Source organism: Mesorhizobium sp. M0830, assembly GCF_040319965.1.
Classification (GTDB): Bacteria; Pseudomonadota; Alphaproteobacteria; order Rhizobiales; family Rhizobiaceae; genus Mesorhizobium.
Genome location: NZ_JAMYOR010000049.1, coordinates 33,198 through 50,354, shown reverse-complemented (window position 1 = coordinate 50,354; position 17,157 = coordinate 33,198). Strand labels below are relative to the sequence as shown.

13 protein-coding genes and 9 pseudogenes are annotated in these 17,157 nt (G+C 59.4%); 9 read left to right on the top strand and 13 right to left on the bottom strand.

What is annotated here, in order from left to right:
• Positions 1 to 232 precede the first annotated feature (232 nt).
• Positions 233 to 584: pseudogene (locus NKI20_RS24550) on the top strand (IS91 family transposase); the annotation flags it as partial.
• Between the two features lie 230 nt (positions 585 to 814).
• A pseudogene (locus NKI20_RS24545) lies at positions 815 to 1,048 on the top strand (IS91 family transposase); the annotation flags it as partial.
• A gap of 20 nt (positions 1,049 to 1,068) precedes the next feature.
• Here the strand turns inward: NKI20_RS24545 and NKI20_RS24540 are convergent.
• The 4 genes and pseudogenes from NKI20_RS24540 to NKI20_RS24525 form a co-directional block, all read right to left on the bottom strand.
• Positions 1,069 to 1,191 (bottom strand): hypothetical protein, encoded by a 123-nt coding sequence (locus tag NKI20_RS24540; protein WP_352835155.1) that lies wholly within the window; start codon positions 1,189 to 1,191, stop codon positions 1,069 to 1,071.
• A gap of 182 nt (positions 1,192 to 1,373) precedes the next feature.
• A pseudogene (locus NKI20_RS24535) lies at positions 1,374 to 2,644 on the bottom strand (IS256 family transposase).
• A gap of 366 nt (positions 2,645 to 3,010) precedes the next feature.
• Positions 3,011 to 4,170 (bottom strand): annotated as a pseudogene (locus NKI20_RS24530) (IS110 family transposase).
• Positions 4,171 to 4,452: 282 nt separating this feature from the next.
• Positions 4,453 to 4,620: a hypothetical protein gene (locus NKI20_RS24525; RefSeq protein ID WP_352835149.1), complete on the bottom strand. Its 168-nt coding sequence runs from the start codon at positions 4,618 to 4,620 to the stop codon at positions 4,453 to 4,455.
• 92 nt (positions 4,621 to 4,712) lie between these two features.
• Here NKI20_RS24525 and NKI20_RS24520 point away from each other — a divergent pair.
• Positions 4,713 to 4,823 (top strand): annotated as a pseudogene (locus NKI20_RS24520) (IS5/IS1182 family transposase); the annotation flags it as partial.
• A 121-nt stretch (positions 4,824 to 4,944) separates the two neighbouring features.
• On the opposite strand, the gene NKI20_RS24515 reads toward NKI20_RS24520, so the two are convergent.
• Together NKI20_RS24515 and NKI20_RS24510 are read right to left on the bottom strand one after the other, a co-directional pair.
• Positions 4,945 to 6,162, bottom strand: a complete 1,218-nt coding sequence (locus tag NKI20_RS24515) for an ATP-grasp domain-containing protein (protein WP_352835146.1) — start codon at positions 6,160 to 6,162, stop codon at positions 4,945 to 4,947.
• A 547-nt stretch (positions 6,163 to 6,709) separates the two neighbouring features.
• On the bottom strand, positions 6,710 to 7,684 hold the full coding sequence (locus NKI20_RS24510) for a reverse transcriptase domain-containing protein (RefSeq protein ID WP_502898154.1): 975 nt from the start codon (positions 7,682 to 7,684) through the stop codon (positions 6,710 to 6,712).
• Positions 7,685 to 7,799: 115 nt separating this feature from the next.
• On the opposite strand from NKI20_RS24510, the gene NKI20_RS24505 reads away from it, so the two are divergent.
• Positions 7,800 to 8,411 (top strand): Lrp/AsnC family transcriptional regulator, encoded by a 612-nt coding sequence (locus NKI20_RS24505; RefSeq protein WP_352835143.1) that lies wholly within the window; start codon positions 7,800 to 7,802, stop codon positions 8,409 to 8,411.
• A 278-nt stretch (positions 8,412 to 8,689) separates the two neighbouring features.
• Here the strand turns inward: NKI20_RS24505 and NKI20_RS24500 are convergent.
• The 3 genes and pseudogenes from NKI20_RS24500 to NKI20_RS24490 form a co-directional block, all read right to left on the bottom strand.
• Positions 8,690 to 9,357, bottom strand: a pseudogene (locus NKI20_RS24500) (hypothetical protein); the annotation flags it as partial.
• A 242-nt stretch (positions 9,358 to 9,599) separates the two neighbouring features.
• Positions 9,600 to 9,892: pseudogene (locus NKI20_RS24495) on the bottom strand (hypothetical protein); the annotation flags it as partial.
• A complete protein-coding gene (locus NKI20_RS24490; protein ID WP_352835140.1) occupies positions 9,868 to 10,254 on the bottom strand; it encodes a hypothetical protein in 387 nt (128 codons plus the stop codon). The gene NKI20_RS24490 and the pseudogene NKI20_RS24495, both read right to left, overlap by 25 nt.
• 502 nt (positions 10,255 to 10,756) lie before the next feature.
• Here NKI20_RS24490 and NKI20_RS33800 point away from each other — a divergent pair.
• Positions 10,757 to 10,912: pseudogene (locus NKI20_RS33800) on the top strand (ISNCY family transposase); the annotation flags it as partial.
• 10 nt (positions 10,913 to 10,922) lie between these two features.
• On the opposite strand, the gene NKI20_RS24485 reads toward NKI20_RS33800, so the two are convergent.
• The 3 genes from NKI20_RS24485 to NKI20_RS24475 form a co-directional block, all read right to left on the bottom strand.
• A complete protein-coding gene (locus NKI20_RS24485; protein ID WP_352835138.1) occupies positions 10,923 to 11,093 on the bottom strand; it encodes a hypothetical protein in 171 nt (56 codons plus the stop codon).
• 212 nt (positions 11,094 to 11,305) lie between these two features.
• Complete coding sequence (locus tag NKI20_RS24480; RefSeq protein WP_352835135.1) at positions 11,306 to 11,947, bottom strand: 2-oxo acid dehydrogenase subunit E2; 642 nt, start codon at positions 11,945 to 11,947, stop codon at positions 11,306 to 11,308.
• A complete protein-coding gene (locus NKI20_RS24475; RefSeq protein ID WP_352835164.1) occupies positions 11,892 to 12,053 on the bottom strand; it encodes an E3 binding domain-containing protein in 162 nt (53 codons plus the stop codon). Before NKI20_RS24475 ends, NKI20_RS24480 begins: the two co-directional genes overlap by 56 nt.
• A 764-nt stretch (positions 12,054 to 12,817) precedes the next feature.
• Between NKI20_RS24475 and hemA the strand changes: the two genes are divergently transcribed.
• On the top strand, positions 12,818 to 14,029 hold the full coding sequence (gene hemA, locus NKI20_RS24470; protein WP_352835132.1) for a 5-aminolevulinate synthase: 1,212 nt from the start codon (positions 12,818 to 12,820) through the stop codon (positions 14,027 to 14,029).
• A gap of 366 nt (positions 14,030 to 14,395) precedes the next feature.
• Here the strand turns inward: hemA and NKI20_RS24465 are convergent, their stop codons facing one another.
• Entirely contained in the window at positions 14,396 to 14,578 is a 183-nt protein-coding gene (locus tag NKI20_RS24465; RefSeq protein WP_352835129.1) for a hypothetical protein, read from the bottom strand.
• Positions 14,579 to 14,745: 167 nt separating this feature from the next.
• On the opposite strand from NKI20_RS24465, the gene NKI20_RS24455 reads away from it, so the two are divergent.
• From NKI20_RS24455 to NKI20_RS24445, 3 genes and pseudogenes are all read left to right on the top strand, one after another.
• Positions 14,746 to 14,949, top strand: a complete 204-nt coding sequence (locus NKI20_RS24455; protein ID WP_352835126.1) for a hypothetical protein — start codon at positions 14,746 to 14,748, stop codon at positions 14,947 to 14,949.
• Between the two features lie 290 nt (positions 14,950 to 15,239).
• Complete coding sequence (locus NKI20_RS24450; protein WP_352835123.1) at positions 15,240 to 16,373, top strand: IS481 family transposase; 1,134 nt, start codon at positions 15,240 to 15,242, stop codon at positions 16,371 to 16,373.
• A 387-nt stretch (positions 16,374 to 16,760) separates the two neighbouring features.
• Positions 16,761 to 17,078 (top strand): annotated as a pseudogene (locus NKI20_RS24445) (transposase family protein); the annotation flags it as partial.
• Positions 17,079 to 17,157: the final 79 nt, after the last annotated feature.

Here is a 17,157-nt window from a genome sequence, read left to right as displayed (position 1 = left end):
ATTCACGCAGCTTTACGCTATGGTCTTAGTTCATGTTGAACTCCTTCCGCTGCTCTGCAGCACACTCTCATCGATGAAGACCAGCCGCGCCAAAGCTTTGTGAAGAAGCGCTTTCGCCGCCCAATCCACAGCTGGCGCACGTCGGCTCGTTGCTGCTCGCTGGCCTGCAGAGTTGGAATGATGCACACTCACCCCGCGCATCTCCAGTTCGACGCAAAGCTCGTCCAGCGAATGGCTCGCCGCCCGACAGGACGAGCTTCTGCCTGTTCCCAACTTCCATTTGGTGTTTATTGCCGGCAGAGCTCGCCGCCATGGCCTTCCAGAACAAGGCTGCTGCCTACACGATCCTGTTCAAGGCGGCCGCCGAGACACTGCGCACGATCGCCGCGGACCCCAGGCACCTGGGCGCCGAGATCGGTCTCATCGCAGTGCTGCACAGTTGGGGCCAGAATCTGCACTACCACCCCCACATCCATTGCATTGTGCCTGGCGGTGGCATCTCCCTCGATGGAAGGCGTTGGGTTGCTTGCCGGCCAGGGTTCTTCCTGCCCGTGCGCGTGCTGTCGCGCTTGTTTCGCCGCCTTGGGGCAATTGTCGGGCGAAATGAGAATTGACCTCCGAATGAAACGAAGAACTGACCCCTCTCTATTGAGAGGAAGAATCGATGACGAGAGGGTTTTCATCGCAACCTGCATTGTCTGGAAACGATGCGGGTTGAGGAAATGCGATCGGGGGAAGAAGTTTTGGCCAGGGTAGGGCTTCACGAACGAGGCTGGGGAGCGAAACGAATTTGCGCAGAGTTTGGATGCGCGCGCACGCAACACGCCACTATGGCTTCCTCGCCAACGGTCATCGCGCTGCCAGGCTCGATCTGTGCCGCCGGCTGCTGGCCAGCCCGCAGCAGTTCGAACCGAAGGCCGAAAGCGCCACCACTGAGGGCCCTGCGGTGGCGCATCGCTGCCCCTGCTGCGGTTAACCAATGATCACGCTCGCCATCTGGCGGTACGGACAGACGCCGCCGAGCCCCTTCTGGAACGACACCTCATGATCACGCCTGGTGCGTCCACATCACCCGATACGGTATCCGTCGCCATGCGCGCCGGCACCCCGATCCTTGTCACGCCGCACATAGCCGCAAGCAACCAGCCCGGCAATAGAAAGCATCGCAGCCTGTCCGACGGCTCGCGCCATCACGGTTCCGCGTTCCACCGTACCTTCGCTGTGGCCACATCGTGAACGCCCTTCATCAGCCTGGCACCGACGATCCCGACCGCTCCTCCAGGCTACAATCCCCATAGTAGCCAGACCGTCCCGCGGCTTTGTTCAATCCGGCTTGCAACGGAGCTAGGGTCGGAATTGGGTGACGAGGCCGATCAGGCGGCGCGGTGGTCCGACGTCAGCGAGTCAGCGACACCGTCGGCGAATTTGACGCCGGCTATGACCCTTGGCAACTGATTTTCGCCCTTCAGCCGACGCTAGGTTTTGGCAGCGCTCATGACGAGCTTGAAGACCATGAGCCGGGCCGTCCTGTGCGACAGGCTTCCCTTGGTGCGCACCGTGCGGTGCCGGACGGTGGCGAAGACGCTTTCGATCGGATTCGAGGTGCGCAGATGGTCCCAGTGCTCGGTCGGGAAGTCGAAGAAGGTCACCAGCGCCTCGCGGTCCTTCGTCAGGCAGTCGACGGCCTTGGGATATTTGGCCTCGTATTTGTCGACGAAAATGGCCATCGCAACCTCGGCGGTCGCCCGATCGGGCGCGTCGCGGATCTCCCTGAGTCGGCCTTCATGTTCGGCTGCACCGATTTCGGCACCTTGTTGAGCACGTTGAGGACCTTGTGCTGCCAACACCGTTGATGCCGGGTCGACGGAAAAATCTCCTCAAGCGCCTTCCAGAAGCCGAGCGCGCCGTCGCCGACGGCGATCTGCGGTGCGACCGAAAGCCCGCGGGCCTTCAGATCAACAAGCAACTCGCGCCAACTCTGCGCGCTTTCTCGCACGCCAACCTGAAAGCCGACCAGTTCCTTCCTGCCTTCCGGCGTCGCGCCGATGACAACCAGCATGCAGGCGGCATCATCCTCCATGCGCGCCTGGAGATAGACCCCGTCGGCCCAGATGTAGATATAATGGCGGGCCGAGAGGTCGCGGCGCTGCCAGCGATCATAGTCGACCTGCTACTCCTCCTTCAGCCGTCCGATCACCGACGGCGACAGGCTTGGTGCGTCCTTGCCGAGAAGCGCGGCAAGCGCCTCCTGGAAATCGCCGGTGGAGATGCCACGCAGGTAAAGGACCGGCAGCAGCGCGTCGAGGCTCTTCGTCCGCCGCGCCCATTTCGGCAGGATCGCCGAAATGAAGGTGATGAGGTCCTCGCCGGAGGCCTCCGCGGCCCGGTCGCGCAGCTTGACACGGCTCACCGCAACCGGGCCGATCCCCGTCTGGATCGTTCTCTCAGGACCATGCCCGTGGCGCGCCAAGCGGGCCCGCCCATCGGCCAGGCGCTCGTCGGCCATGGCGGCCAGGAATGCCTCGGCTTCCGCCTCGACGGCCTGCGCCAGAAGCCGCCGGGCGCCCTCGCGCAGAACCGATGTCAGGGGATCATCGAGTGTGTCGGGATGCGGAAGGGAAACAAGGGTGGTATCTGTTTTCATGGCATGTCGCTTGTATGGGGCTTTTTCTATCAAGCGAATAATTCTCCTCTTGATCTCCCCTTTTCTTGACAACGATCGATCGCAACCAGAAGCAGCGGCGATGGAGTTACACTGATGGCTGCGCACAAGTTGTTGATCCGAGGAGAGCCCGCCCTGTCAGCGCTAACCGTCGCGCCGGCATGCTTGTCGGTGGGTCCGTTGGACCCGGACGATGATGCAGTAATCCGCATCGGCAGCGGGGCTCCGAGATTGGGGACCATTCTCCTTGCGGCACTGAGGCCATGCGATATGGCGGGTTCCCACCACCTCGGATCGAAGGAGGATGACGGCCTTTCCGTCACACCCTCATCGACCTGGTCACGATCTTCAGGATGCCGGTCGCAGCAAAACCCCTTCGGAAACCTGAGCGGTCGTTGCCAACTGCCACAGGGATATCAACAGTTTGCGCGCGAGCGCGACGATCATGGTTTTACGCGTGCTTGAACGCCGATCCGCGGTCCGTTCCCGATACCAGTGAGCGAGCGCGCTCTCCTTCTGGAACTGCAGAAAACGCCAGGCCAGTTGGATCATGCCGCGTCGGACCCGGGCATTTCCAGCTCGAGAGAGCCCCTTTTCGCGCCGACGGTTCATCCGGTGAGCCGGTCAGGCCGGCGTAACGCGCGAGCGCCTGTCGATCTCGAAGGTTTCTCGACAGGATTTCGTGGACGAGCATGTCTGCCGTCTCGACGCCGATGCCGACGACGCGCGCGATCAGGCGAACCCTTGCATGGCATCCCGTCTTGGCGGAGGAAGCCGCCTCGAGGTCGCGCAGCCGTTGTTGCTCGATCCCCTTGATCTGCTCCTGAACCATCCGCAGCCGCGCCAAATCGCGACGCAATTCCGCCCGCGTGTTTTCCAGCAATGGAACGCCTTCGGCTGTGCGCAACGCTTCCAGGCGTTCCTCTGCCTTTCGCAACGTCGGCTTGTATGTGCGGATGCCAAATCGAATGAGTATCGCCTTGATCCGATTGATGATACGCGTGCGGTCGCCGACCAGCTTCTCGCGTTCGCGGTTCGGCCGCCTGGCATCCTCTTCCTGAGTGGATGGGATGGCGGCCATGCTGCAGTGTCCCCGCTCGCCCCTCAACCATCCAAGGAGAGTACGCTTGAGCAATTCTGTACCGAGCCGGTCGGTCTTTGCTCGTCGATGCTCGCGGGAAACGCTGACGCTCGCGGAATGAAGACGTGCGTTTTCAAAGTCGTGAGCCCGAAGCCAGCGTGCCAGCCAGAAACCGTCACGTCCCGCCTCGTAAGCCAGGCAAACGCGCGTGATGGAGCTGCCGGCTCGGGAAGCTTCGTCCGTCCAGCGGTGGATGAGAGCCAATAAAGCATCTTCGTCTGGGCCGAGCTTCTTCAGCGGCTGACGCGCAACCGGGTAAGATCCCGGCCACAAGCCAGCTCGAAAGGCTGATCTCAACAACCACAATCAGCGTGTTGTCCTGTTCGAAGCCGGTAAATGAACGGCTCAAGTCGTTTATCCGAGGCATGCGGGCGCTCCATCATTTTGTTCAACAGCGCCGACAGTGCCACTCTCGCCGCTCGCCCCATAGCATCTCCTTCGTGAGGTTCTGGCAGGCTTTGTCACCCGCCTCGATACGCCGCCTTCCTCAAACCGTCATCACCCAGTTTCCGCCATGGCTCCATGCAATGAGGTCCGACATTCAGCCGGCCGCTCCGTCGAGCATGCGGACCTCAGAGAAGCCTCCAGATTCCCCCTTTTTGAGATCGTGATTCATTGCGGTTTGAGAGGAAACCGCGATAGGCAACCGCTACCGCTTGAGTTGCGGAGGCGTGTTGTTGCGTCTGTCGATGAGGGACATGGTCACCGCGAGGCTGCGCGCCATTTCCGCGTTTCGCCTCGCTTTGTAAACAATCTGATCAAACTGCGCCTTCACGAAGCTATCGGCGAACCGGCAGCTTTGAAGAAGTTTCTGCATTGTGGCGGGTCGAACAAGGTCGCATATTTCCTTGAGAGCGTGGCATAACGCGTCGAAGGACCGAGCGGCCTTCTTTTTGAACAGCGCCTTGAGTTTTCTTGCCCCGCCGCTGGGTTGTCGAGCGCACCTTCGGCTGGATGTCGATATGGCGCCGCCTCGTGCGCGACTATACGAGAAGCGCATCGACGTCTCTCACGCCATGATCCTTGTCGCAATGGGCGGCAATCTTAACACCGAAACGCCCATCCCCGATTCTCAAATCGGACTCTAAGCCTACAAAAAAGCCAAGAATCTCCTTCAGCTATGTTGAATTATGATCTCAGATCAGGTCGAAAATGGTGTAATCGACCAATCGATTAAGTCGACGGCACGCTGAAGTATCACCTCGGTCTCAGCAAAGCTGGGTGCAGCGGCGATGACATATCCGATCCAGTCGCGCAGGTCGCCTTTCCTGACAATTGGCGTCTTGGGTTCAACATAGAGTTTAACCTCGGCTATACCTGGTACGGCAGCCGCCCGACTGTCGCCGCCGATCCAATCGAGTGTGCCATCGCGCTCAGGCACTAGGAACCGTGCGGTCGCGGTATTCGATTGCTTTTTGCCCAAGTCCCATTTCTCACCGATGGCAAGCTTGATGTGCTCAGTGATGAGATCGACACCGTCAGCCGCTTGGACGAGTTGAGGGATGGGCGTGCCAGCAAGACGCGGATTGACTTCAATGACAACTGGGCCCTGCTTCGTCCACCTGAGTTCAACGTTCATTGGCCCCCAGCCGAGGCTGAGCCCTCCCAAACAGCGCAGGCAGACTTCGGCGATACGCTCATGGACGTCATCAGTCAGCACGGCGGGGAAGGTGCACTCACGAAAGACGAAATGCGGTGGGGGGCCGCTGTCAGCGGCGGCAATCCCGAGGACCTCATTTCCCATTATCTCCACGCTATAATAGGGGCCGCGTGCGAATTCTTCGACCAGGATCCTCGGCGGTGACCCCAATATGTGCTGCCCACCCAACAGATAGCTCGTATGTTCAGCTAACTCATCAAGGTCGCGGCACAATCGGACACCTCTGCTGCCGGCGCCTACGGTTGGCTTAAGAATTACCGGTAGGCCGAGCTCCGCGGCGGCGCTTTCCACCTCCGCGGCACCCGCTGCCAGGCGATAAGCAGGTATTGGAACGCCGGCCTCTGCGAGGAGCTGGCGTTGAGTGAATTTGTCGCAGCATCGTTCAATGGATATGGGGTCCGGTCCCGGCAGATCGAAATATTGGCAGAGCTTGCCAACTGTCGCATAGAACGGGTCCCCGGCGCACGTAATGCCAGCAATGTCAAAGGTCGCACTCAGCCGAGAACATTCCCGGATCAGTGCATCGAGATTGTTTGTATCGACACGAATTGCCTCAATGCCTTCCGCCGCAAGATAGTCGTACTGAGCTGGATCAGCCGACAGGGTAATTGGGTGAAGATCAAGACGCGGGGCCGCTTGGACATATAGGGGACCGTTATACCTTGAACCTTCAAGCAGAATGAGCGCTCTTCTTGCCATTGACGAGTTGCCTCCAACGTTGTGATGTGCGGCGGTCCGAGCGTACATCGGCATAAGCTGTTTCAGCCCTGCCTGACGTCAGACCTTGTGGTGAACTTACCATTGTCAGCGATTTGCGGTCGCAAAGTTTCTGTGAATATGCTTGAAGAATTTGTTGCCCCGATTTTCCTGCCGGCGCTGTGGCACGGAGCGTCTTGTCGAATTTTCGGAGGGCTGGGAGGTTCAAAGCCCGCCGGTGACCGCTCGGCGATCGTCACCGGTAAATTCTGCGCCGTGGCGTGAGCGTCGCGCATGGGTAAGGCGCCACGCAAGAGGCCGCCCTCCCCCTTTACGAAAGAGTCGTGGTCGAGTAGCTCAGCCATTCGGCTTTCGCCCTCACAGATCCGGGCGGGCGGATTTCCCGCACCCGGCTCTTCCCGAGGGTAACCCGCGTCATATCCGTGCCTGCGCCCAAGTTCGAGTGATGCGCGGAGTTGGCAGGGGAAGCGCGCCGTCAGGGTCTCGAACTCCGACCAGCCCATGCGCCGGCTTTTCTGGCTGCGCCGTCTCAGACACTGTAGTCATATCCGGCGCATTTGCCGATGGAATCCGTTGAGCGCTGGGTAGTTGTGCGGCCTGCCGTAGTAGCCGTAGTCTCCACGCAGAACGGCGGCGAACCACCTGTGCTGCGCAGCCATTGGCGCGTGCATGAGCCGCCAGGCATCGCCGTCAGCTTGCGCGTCAGGCGTTTCCTTCCCTCTTGTGCTTCACCGATGAACCGGCCATCCCGGGTCCGCCCGCAGTAGTGGGTGAAGCCCAGAAAGGCGAAGGTCTCGGGTCGCCGCTCGCCACGCCGCTGTCGTGAGAGAGCCGCGAACCGCCCAAACTCGATCAACCGCGTCTTGTCCTCGTGGAGTGTCACGCCAAAGCCGGCCAGCCGCGCCTTGAGGGCCAACAGCATCTCCTCTGCATCGGCCTTCTTCTCAAAGCCCATGACGAAGTCGTCAGCGTAACGCACGATCACAACGCGACCGTGTGCATGGCGACGACGCCATTGGTGGGCCCAGAGATCGAGGATGTAGTGCAGGAAGATATTGGCGAGGAGCGGACTGATGCCCGCCCCTTGCGGGGTACCCCTGTCCGTCTCTTGCTTTCTCTCAAGGACGCCAGCCCGCAACCACAGCCCGATGAGCCGTAGGATACGAGGATCAGCGATCCTGTGCGCCACCATCCGCAGCAGCCACTCGTGGCCGACCGAGTCGAAGAAGCTGCGAATGTCGGCATCGAGCACCCAGTTCACACGCTGGCTCATGATCGCTGTATGCAGGGCATCAAGCGCCATGTGGGGGCTCCGCCCCGGCCGGAGGCCGTAGGAGAACCCCAGGAAGTCGACCTCGTAGACAGCACTCAGCACCTCGGCATCCGGAGATACCCAAGTATGGCTACGAACACTTCTGTCGATTTTGTCGACTCCGCCACACAATTTACTTAACCAATGCCCCTTCTCGCCACGGCTGAAGCAGCTGAAATGAAACGGCGACATACTTCTCCGGTTGGATCAGTCCGAATTGGCACGAGATTTGAATCGTTCAATGCGAAGCTGCGGGAGCAGTCTACCGGCCTTGCCAAAAAAGTAGCCTGAACGGAAGGAACACAGCGTGTCGGGTAGGTTTGCTTCCATTCCTGATTTGCGTGATTCGAGTGCGGATGGGCCATTGCGTCTCTCTCACCGCAGTAGCGTCCGGCCTGAGGCGTCTCCGCAGGGCCTTGACTACAAACGGCAGGATTCGAAACTAACTGCACAACCAACTACGGCGATGGACGATCTAGACCGAAGGATCCTTGCGGTACTACAGGAGAACAACCGGCTCTCCTTTGTCGAAATCTCGAAACTTGTCGATTCCTCGGCTGCCTCCTGTATGCGGCGAGTGAACAAGCTGCGTTCGACTGGCGTGATCGTTGCGGATATCTCAATCGTTGATCCTAGGGCTCTTGGCAGATCGCTTACCGTTGTCGTGACAGTAGAGCTTCACCGCGAACGTGCGAACTCTGCTGATTGCTTCAAGCGCGCCATGCGGGCGGCCAGGGAGGTTACGCAGTGCTATATGGTCACGGGCGATGCCGATTTCGTCCTGATCGTCGCGGTCGAAGACCTCGAGGGCTTTGACGTCTTCGTCAGGACAAAGCTCTTTACCGACCCCAACGTGCAAAAATTTAAGAGTCTGATCACGCTTGATTGTCTCAAAATGGAGCCTCGGATCGCTGTGTAGTTGTAGGCTGGTTGCGCTAATCCGGGCCGCTTTTTTGAAGCGCCCACTGCAGATTTTTGTCGGATTGAGTCTAGGATGATAACGGTATCATTCGGTCAAGGCTAGTTTCCGTCCATAAACGTCGGTATTTCGCAGCATTTACGATGGTTTGTGTGCGGCGGGAAGCGCCGTTGACGGGTATGGACAGGGTCAGGAGGTTTTGATGATCGACAAAATGCCGTGCTCGGCCACGATCAGACGCACACCATTGCGGGCGGCGCAGCCAGCGGGACAGCTGCTCAGGTCGGCCTGCGGCGAGTGAAGAGGACGAGATTGTAGGCCACGACCGAGGACCAGACGTAGGTCTTGAAGTGATCAAGGCCGCGCCAGGTGCAGCACCCAGGCCGTAGGCGCGTTTGAGGCAAGAGATGCCAGCTTCGATGCTGGCACGGAAGTTGCGTAGCTTGCGATAGTCCCAGTTGCTCTGTCTGATGATGCGTTCGATCAACGGCCGATAGTGACGAACCTGAAGCTGCCACACCGCGATGAGCGGAGTGCGCGCCACGGCCAATCGCTCACTCGCCTGCTTCAGATTGGCCAAGTCGCGCGGGTGATAGCGATCAGATCGCGGTAGAGTTGGACCTGATTGGGTCGACCGCGGGGCGACTGGATCTTGCGGGCGTGCTTCTTGGCTGCGCGGCAATGATCGCGCCATGATGAGCCCGCTATCGGCCCGCTTCAAAAGGCGCACCATGGCCCGCACGGCATCCCAAGCAGGCTGCTGTCGCTCGGCCCGTGCATAAGTACTGGCGACCCTGTCGTCGCAACTGCATTTCTCGATCGCCTGCTTAAGATTCGGTGGTCGTCCAGTTCGAAGGATCGAGCAATCGACTCCACCAGCACACAGACCTCATGCCCGAACAACCTGCGATCAAAAGGCTGCATTACGCCGCGGACACTAAGTCCACCATCGCGCGTACGGGTAGGCGGCTGGTTCCACATTGGTCAGCGATCTCGGCTTGCCGGAGGCAGCTCCCTTACGGCTCGAGAGTATTGCGTCCGGCCCGCTGATGAGCGCTATCGCGCCCTCATCGCCATTCTCATTTTTGCTTACGCTAGGCCCGGTTGTGCCTCGGTGGTGGATTAGGTTGCGTTCTCGATCGGGTTGGTCTCGGGCCGTATCGCGCTGATCGTCTTTTGCAGCGCCTACTTCTGCGGGCTGCACGACCATGGCAGGCGGGCAAAGGCGCGAACGAGGCTGAGCCCTCTAGGTGGAACGCCAGGTCTTGGTAGCTCAGTTGCCGGTACCGCTTGAGGATCGCGCAACGCAATACCGCTTCGGCGGGCAGGCCCTGCCGTCCGGTGGCTTTGACGCCGACCCGAACCAGGTCTCGCGCCACCAAGCCAAGCAGATCGCGATGCCCGTCCAGCCATTGCTACATCGCCTTCAGCTCGTGGCCGATCTGTCGGTAGCATTTCAAGATGTCCGGTTTTTGCAGCACATCAAATGTCCGCTTCTGTTGGTGGCGTCGAAGCGGTTCACGCCCCGCTCCTGACCTGGGTTTGGCCACGTAGCGACCCGTCTGCATCGTAACGGGCGATAGGTCGTGGTCCGTGGAAGACGGCGAGGGTGCTGCTGGGGGTATTGGCGCACCTTGACAGTGGCCTTGACGAAGTGATGGCGGATCGGGCTCGGCGGCAACTGCAACCTGAGGCGTCCGAAGACGGTGGTGTTGTCGCGGTCGACGATGCGCTCCACCTCGATGCACAGGAGCTTCGAGAAGCGAGCATTATGGGCTGGCAGATACGTTTCGGCGATGAAGCGGTTGGCCGCTTCGATGCCTGCGATACCGGCCAGCGTCAATTCCTTCGGCAGCCGCTCCTGCAGCGTGGAAAAGGCCCGCTCCGAGCGGCCGCGCGCCTCCGGCGAATAGGCAGCGATGTGCTCGATGCCGAGCCTCTGCAGTGCCCCGCCGACCTGGTCGGGCGCCTCCGGTCGTAGAAATAGTGGCTGCCGCGGTCGGTGTAGAGGGTCGACGGCAGACCCTTGCTCGCAAAGGTCTCAATCAGGCCCTTGAAGCTCGAGGCCGTCCCTTCCTCTTAGATCGTGCTCGTCGCGTCCTCCATCGTCACGATCAGGTCGAGCGGCGGCTCACCCGCCAGCCACTCGTGCCGGCTGCCGTCCTGATGCAGCAGCATCCCCTCGCACGGACGCCGTGGCCGCTTGATACGCGCCGACGCGCCTCGCGCCGCTTCGCACGCTCCAAGAAGCCCGCCGCGTGAAGTTGCGCGCCTAGGTAAGGTGTAGCCCCACGCAAAATTGTGGTCGCAAACCAGGTGTTCGTGGAAATGCTTCACGTTCCAGCCAAAATACCGCTCCCGGTAAAGCAAAAGCACCCTGGCAACAGGTCAATCGGACACTGCTGTCGGGCGCCCGGCAGGCGAAGTTCGAAGATGGCGCGGCCGTGCGGCTGGATAGCACCGTGACCTCTGTCGGCATCCGGAAACGCTCGACTGGCTCGAATCACCAAGTCACCCAAAAAAGACGGCGCCGCGCGCATGAACGCATCGGCAAGCTCCTGCCGCCTCGATGACGATCTCGACATCCTGCGGAGTCGCCGGGGACGAGCCCCATTCGCCATCGGCAAGGGTCAGCGCAAACGCCTGCAGCAACTCGACAGGGTCTTGCTGGATGCCCGCCATGAGCGTCCGGTCAGCAATTCCCTGGTCGGAAACGGTCGAGAAAACGCCGTTGTAGCCGACGGTCGCGATCAGGTGGGCAAGAAAGACCCTACGAAAAAGAGCCAGCAGCTCGTTGTCGAGTCTCGGGAATGCAACAAGAGGCGTTGGCGGTCAATTCGTCCTTGATTGCTTCCTGATCGGCTATCCATGAGGCGTGCGCAACCAAACCGTAATCACCGACAGGTCCAATGATCGGACAGAACGCAAGCGCGTCTGCCCCGTTCCGGGAACCGTTGGAAAGATTCCCGGTTTAGCCCCCCCGGGCTGTCGCGGAGGGTGTCCATTTTTCGGTGGCCGGCCGCGCGGCCTGCCCAACAGGCGCAACATGGTAGTTCAAAAGAGGGAATTCGTGATCTAACCGAAGAAATTCTTCGATGTCCTGGGCCGCTCAATGGCCGCACGAAGACTTTCCACCGTCCGGATGGTCTCATCCGTGAGCGCCAGGTTCGTTCATTTGTCCCAACGCCTCTCGCTCGCTCACATCCAGTCGACTCACGACGACTGCCAATCTTCGTGTAGGCGAAAAAGAGATCGAAGTGATGGATGCCGCGATTGTTGTTGAATTCAATGCGCAACGCGAGCAGCGCATCGATCTGGCAATCCACGTTCAGATAATAGTGCTGGACGGTGGCCTTGGCCTCCAGCAGCCTCCGGGCGATTACCTTGCGGGTGGCCGAGTGCGGAACGCGGTTCCCGTCCTGCTTGGCCAGCACGATTTCGGCATGAGCCTGTTCAATCGGAGGGGCGGGGAGAGCTGGTTCAACGGAAGGGGGAAGGAGTTGCAGCCTTCTGATCCTCTTTCGCGCGTTCGACATCCCCCCGGACGATGCGGCTACGCGGACCGTTGCCCTTTAGGGTCGACACGTCGATGTCGTATTCTCGGGCGAGACGGAAACGGGATTGTGTTGCAACGTTTTGAATACCGGCACTGTAGCAGGAGAGCCCATGACATTTTCGGAGGAAGGACCGCCAGTTCGGTCCGTCAGTGATCCTGCTTTGTGTGCGCTGTTATCTGGCCTTCAGGTTGCGTTCTTGCCAAGCGCCGTATTGCGGCGCGACACGGAGCGGCGCCCTTTTTGGGCAGGGGTATCGTCGCCCCCAGTTTGGCGATCAGCTTCAGCCAAGTAGCGCCGCCTCCAATGGTGCGGGCGTTCCATACGCCGCGCGATGAAATGGCGCAATTGGTGAGAGCTAACGATCTGTGCCGCAGACGGGCACGGCTGCGTGCTCTTGCGATCGCCGGGGCCGATCAATCCCTCAAGGCCGCGAAAAATGGCGCTAGCCGGCGCTCTAAATCAACTTGCCTGTTCCCACCCATGGTCGGTCACTCGAAAATCCGACTTCTTATGAAACACCGGTGCTACCTCTTGAGAAGCCTCAAAACGCCACTTGGCCAAAAATCTGCAAAGAGTAATGTTAAATATAAGTGCGTATCCTTAAATTATGAGATAAGTTGCGGTATTTCATTTTTATCTCGACCAATTAACAACCTTAACAGTTTCTTCACTTGAATTTTGGGAATATTGTTAAATAATTGCGGCATCCTAACCCCGGCAAGATGAGCGGGCTGATCGAAATTCAATTTGCTAGCTTGTTGAGGAATGCGACGGGTGTTAGCGGCGTGCACGCGCGCTGTGAAGCAGCTCTCAGCGCGCCGAGAAACAGTTTCTTAACAGGAGATTGATATGGATTATGTGCAATATTTTGCCGAACGAATCGAGCAACTCAAAAGCCGCGGCGACTATCGTGAATTTGCCGACCTGGAGCGTCAGTCTGGCAACTTCCCTAAGGCTTGGCTCAATGGGCCTGATGGCCGAAAAGAGATAACCAATTGGTGCAGTCACGATTATCTCGGCATGGGGCAGCACCCCAAAGTGGTATCGGCAATGAAGCGCGCCATCGATGCCAACGGTGCAGGATCGGGAGGATCCCGCAACATTGGTGGCACCAACCATTATCATGTCTTGCTCGAGCGGGAGCTTGCAGATTTTCACAATAAGGAAGCAGGATTAATTTTTGTTTCCGGCTTCAGCTCAAACGATTCATCATTGAGTACATTAGCATCGCTGATGCCAAACACAGTTATATTTTCCGACGCGCACAATCACGCTTCGATAATCAGTGGATGCCGAAATAGCCGGGCCGAAAAGCGCGTCTTCCGGCATAACGACGTTGCGCATTTGCAAGAACTTTTGGGCAATGTAGATCCTGCAAGACCAAAGATTGTTGTTTTTGAATCCATATATTCAATGGATGGTGATATTTCGCCGATCAAAGATATCTGTGACGTGGCGGACGAATTTCGCGCGATGACGTTTCTCGATGAAGTTCATGCGTCGGGACTCTACGGTCCGAAAGGAGCCGGCATTGCCGCAGAACGTGGCATCATGAATCGTCCAACCATCATCGAAGGGTCGCTGGGTAAAGCGTTCGGCTCGATGGGCGGTTATGTGACCGGACCGGCTTCCATTGTTGACAGCATACGAAGCTTCTCGACCGGTTTTATTTTCACCACGTCGCTTGTACCGGCGGTGGCGGCGGGTGCGCTGGCTGCGTTGCGCCATCTTCGCGGTTCAGATTCAGAACGAATTGCTCTGCGCCGGAAAACGAACCTTCTAACCGGATTGCTGAAAGAGGCGGGCATCCCGGTCATGCCGACGGAAAGCCACATCATTCCTGTGTTGATCGGTGATCCGTTCCGTTGCAAGGAAGCGTCCCGTCAGCTTTTGGATCGGTATGCGATATACGTTCAGCCAATTCTGGCGCCTAGTGTTCCAGCGGGAACCGAGCGGTTCAGGGTGACGGTTACGCCCGCCCATAGTACGACAGATATTCGCAAGTTCGTCGATGCGCTCAGGCAGGTTCTGCTGGGGGACAATCTCGGCAAGGTTGTCTGAGGCATAATGCAGGGGATGATAAGGCGGCGCCGCTTCGTCGCCGCGATCCGGCGGAGGTTCAAATTCGCCCCTTCGAGATGCGGCTCGAGACGCCGCCAGGATACCACGCACAGGTCGACTTCGCGCGAGTCCAGCGATCACCCTGGTGCGATACGCGCTTGTGTGGCTGTTCTGGCTCATGTATTCGAAGGCATTGGCGCGGAAGAGTTCGCCGTTTGCTATGGCCCTACTTGATGAATGGCACGGCCGAGCCGCCGCGCCGGACGTGGTGAATTGGATGCCGTAGCACCTACGGAATGAAGGAGCGGCGGCAGCCGAGACAGCGGTGCGCCCAGTGAGGGCCACCTTCATGCGTACCCTTGTTTGTTATGGACGAGACCTTTTCCCTTGCCGGTGGAAGCCGCCTGGTTCAATGACTTGACCAACGTCACGCAGCAACAGCATGTTGCCGAACAGAGAGGCCTTGACAGCAAGCTCCATTTCCGCGCTTAGGACGTTGTCGGTGCGTACGGTGTGAATCTTGTAGGGAACAGCCGCGATCAGGTGCAACAGGGAAGTCTCTCGAGATTGGTCGTGGCCGTCGTCAACCCGCTGCATGATAGGCTGTTTGCCGAGGCCTGCAGCCAGTTCGCCAAGACCGACAGGATGGACGCTAGGTTGTTGGCGGTGATGGGGCTGCTCTCAATCCAGCCGAGACGATGTCAGCTTAGCTTGCAATGGAAGCGCTGCAGGAGATGATCGGTGCACGCAATGCCGCCAGTGCCGAACGCATCGCGCTCATCAACCGCTTGGCGGCGCTTCAAAGCCCCTTCCTGCGCGCCGAACTCAAGCGCAGGCTTACAGCGATCGAGCGGCATCTCGTGCGTCTCGAAACGGAAACCGGTCGCCTGATCTCGCACTCCGCCGCTAGACCATCTTGATCTCGATCCCAGGCATTGGGCCGACCACTGCCATCACATTCCGGGCCGGCCTCGAAGAGATGGGTACACTCAACGCCAAGCAGGAGGCCATGCTGACGGGCCCCGCCTTGTCGTCCATACAGTGTCCGCGCCAAGGACAATGCACAATCAGAGGCGGACGCACACAACTTCGGCCTGCGCATGACGCTCGACATGCCCCCTGAGCAGGTCTGTTTGGACCGGAGACATCGCGAACAGGTGTGCGAGGACATCGCGAACAGTTTGGCGTGCTTTGCGCCGGGAGGTTCGCGATGCCATTTGGGAACACCAGCGTGATGGATGGGAAGTTGGAGTTTGTGCGTCTTGCGGTGCAGGATGGCAGCAATGTCAGTGCGCTTTGTCGTCGTTTCGGGATTGGCCGACCCTGTGGTCACAAGTTGATCGCGCGGTATCGCGCCCATGGCGAGGCCGGGCTTGCGGAGCAATCGCGCCGTCCAGCGACGAGCCCGGCGCGCAGCCCGGATGCGGTCGAGGCGGCGGTTCTTGGCATGCGCCGGGCGCACCCAGCCTGGGGCGGACGCAAGATCTCCAAGGTCCTGCGGCGCGAGGGAACCGGTTCGCCTGCGCCTTCCACGGTGACCGGGATCCTGCACCGCAATGGCGTCGAACTGGGTTTGCTCGGGGGTGGAGCCAAGCCGTTCGGGCGCTTCGAGCATGCCGCCCCCAACGATCTGTGGCAGATGGACTTCAAGGGCCATGTCGCATTGCGGCAGGGCGGCCGGCTGCATCCGCTGACCGCGCTCGACGACCATTCGCGCTTCTCCGTCGTGCTGCAGGCTTGCATCAACGAGACCGGCGAAACGGTCAAAGCCCACCTGATTGTCGCCTTTCGCCGCTATGGACTGCCGCAGCGCATGGCTTTCGACAACGGCCCACCGTGGGGAGATGGCGGACGAAGCAACTTCACACGCTTCACCGTCTGGCTGATCGAGCACGGCGTCGCCATCTCTCATTTCAGGCCTCTGCATCCGCAGACGCTGGGCAAGGAAGAGCGCTTCCACCGCTCGCTCAAGGCCGAAGCGATGGCCGGACCTGCTTTCGAAAATCTCGATCGCGCGCAGAAAGCCTTCGATGCCTGGCGCGACCTCTACAACACCGAAAGACCTCACGATGGCCTCAAGGGTTGCGTCCCCCTCGACAGACACACACCCTCGCCGCGATCCTTCTGCGAGGCCGTCGAAGCTTTCGACTACCCACAAGACGCCATCGTTCGCAAGGTCCAGAAAGAGGGCCGCGTCGCCTTGTGCGGCTACATCCTGCGCTTCTCCAAGGCATTTGGAGGGAAAGCCGTGGCCTTCACCCCCACCGGCAAGGACGGCGTCTTCCAAGCCTTCTTCAGACATCAGAAAATAGAAACAGTCGACCTCAACCTCTGCAGACGATAAGTGACAAAACTGTTCGCGATGTCCTCGCACACCTGTTCGCGATGTCTCCGGTCCAAACACAGGTCAAGGCGATTGTGCACGATTGCATTCGGCGCAGCGGATTAAGAAACGCCTACGTCCAGATGATGTGCACCCGGGGCGTACCGCCCCAACGCAATCGTCACCCCCGTGCCTGCAAGAATCGATCACAGCCTTCGCCCTTTCGTCTGGATTGCCAACGAGGAACGGCAGCAGACCGGCATCGCGATGATCATCGCCAAGACGGAGCGAATCCCACCGGGTCGCTCACCCCGCGTATCAAGCACTTTCATTGGCTCGACCTGACGATGGGCATCTTCGAAGCCTACGACCGCGGTCCGTTGGTTCCCGTGCTGCCCGATCGTGGTGGCCAAGCGGTTCTTCACAAAGGCGCTGGGCGTCATGGCCGACCAGACCGCGTTGTTATCGACGGACCATCCGGGAGGCTATCATTTCCTGTGACGCCAACAAATCGCTTGCAGCATCGCTCTCGGCGCAGGCTCAAACCGATCAGTCAAACAGGACCATCGGCGTATCAACCGCGTCGGGCCAATGCTCGGCTTCAACTCATCCACATCAGCCGCGATCATCCTGTCCGGCATCGAAATGGTCCATATGATGCCCAGGCCAGATACGCCTTCAATCCGTCCGTCCTTGGCCGAGCAGTTCGAAATTTTTTTCCGCTTAATTGGCCTCGTTTCAGACCTTTTTGCGTTTCACTTCAATCGTTACAACAAACCTCCGCCGACTCCCTCGGTTTGCCGGG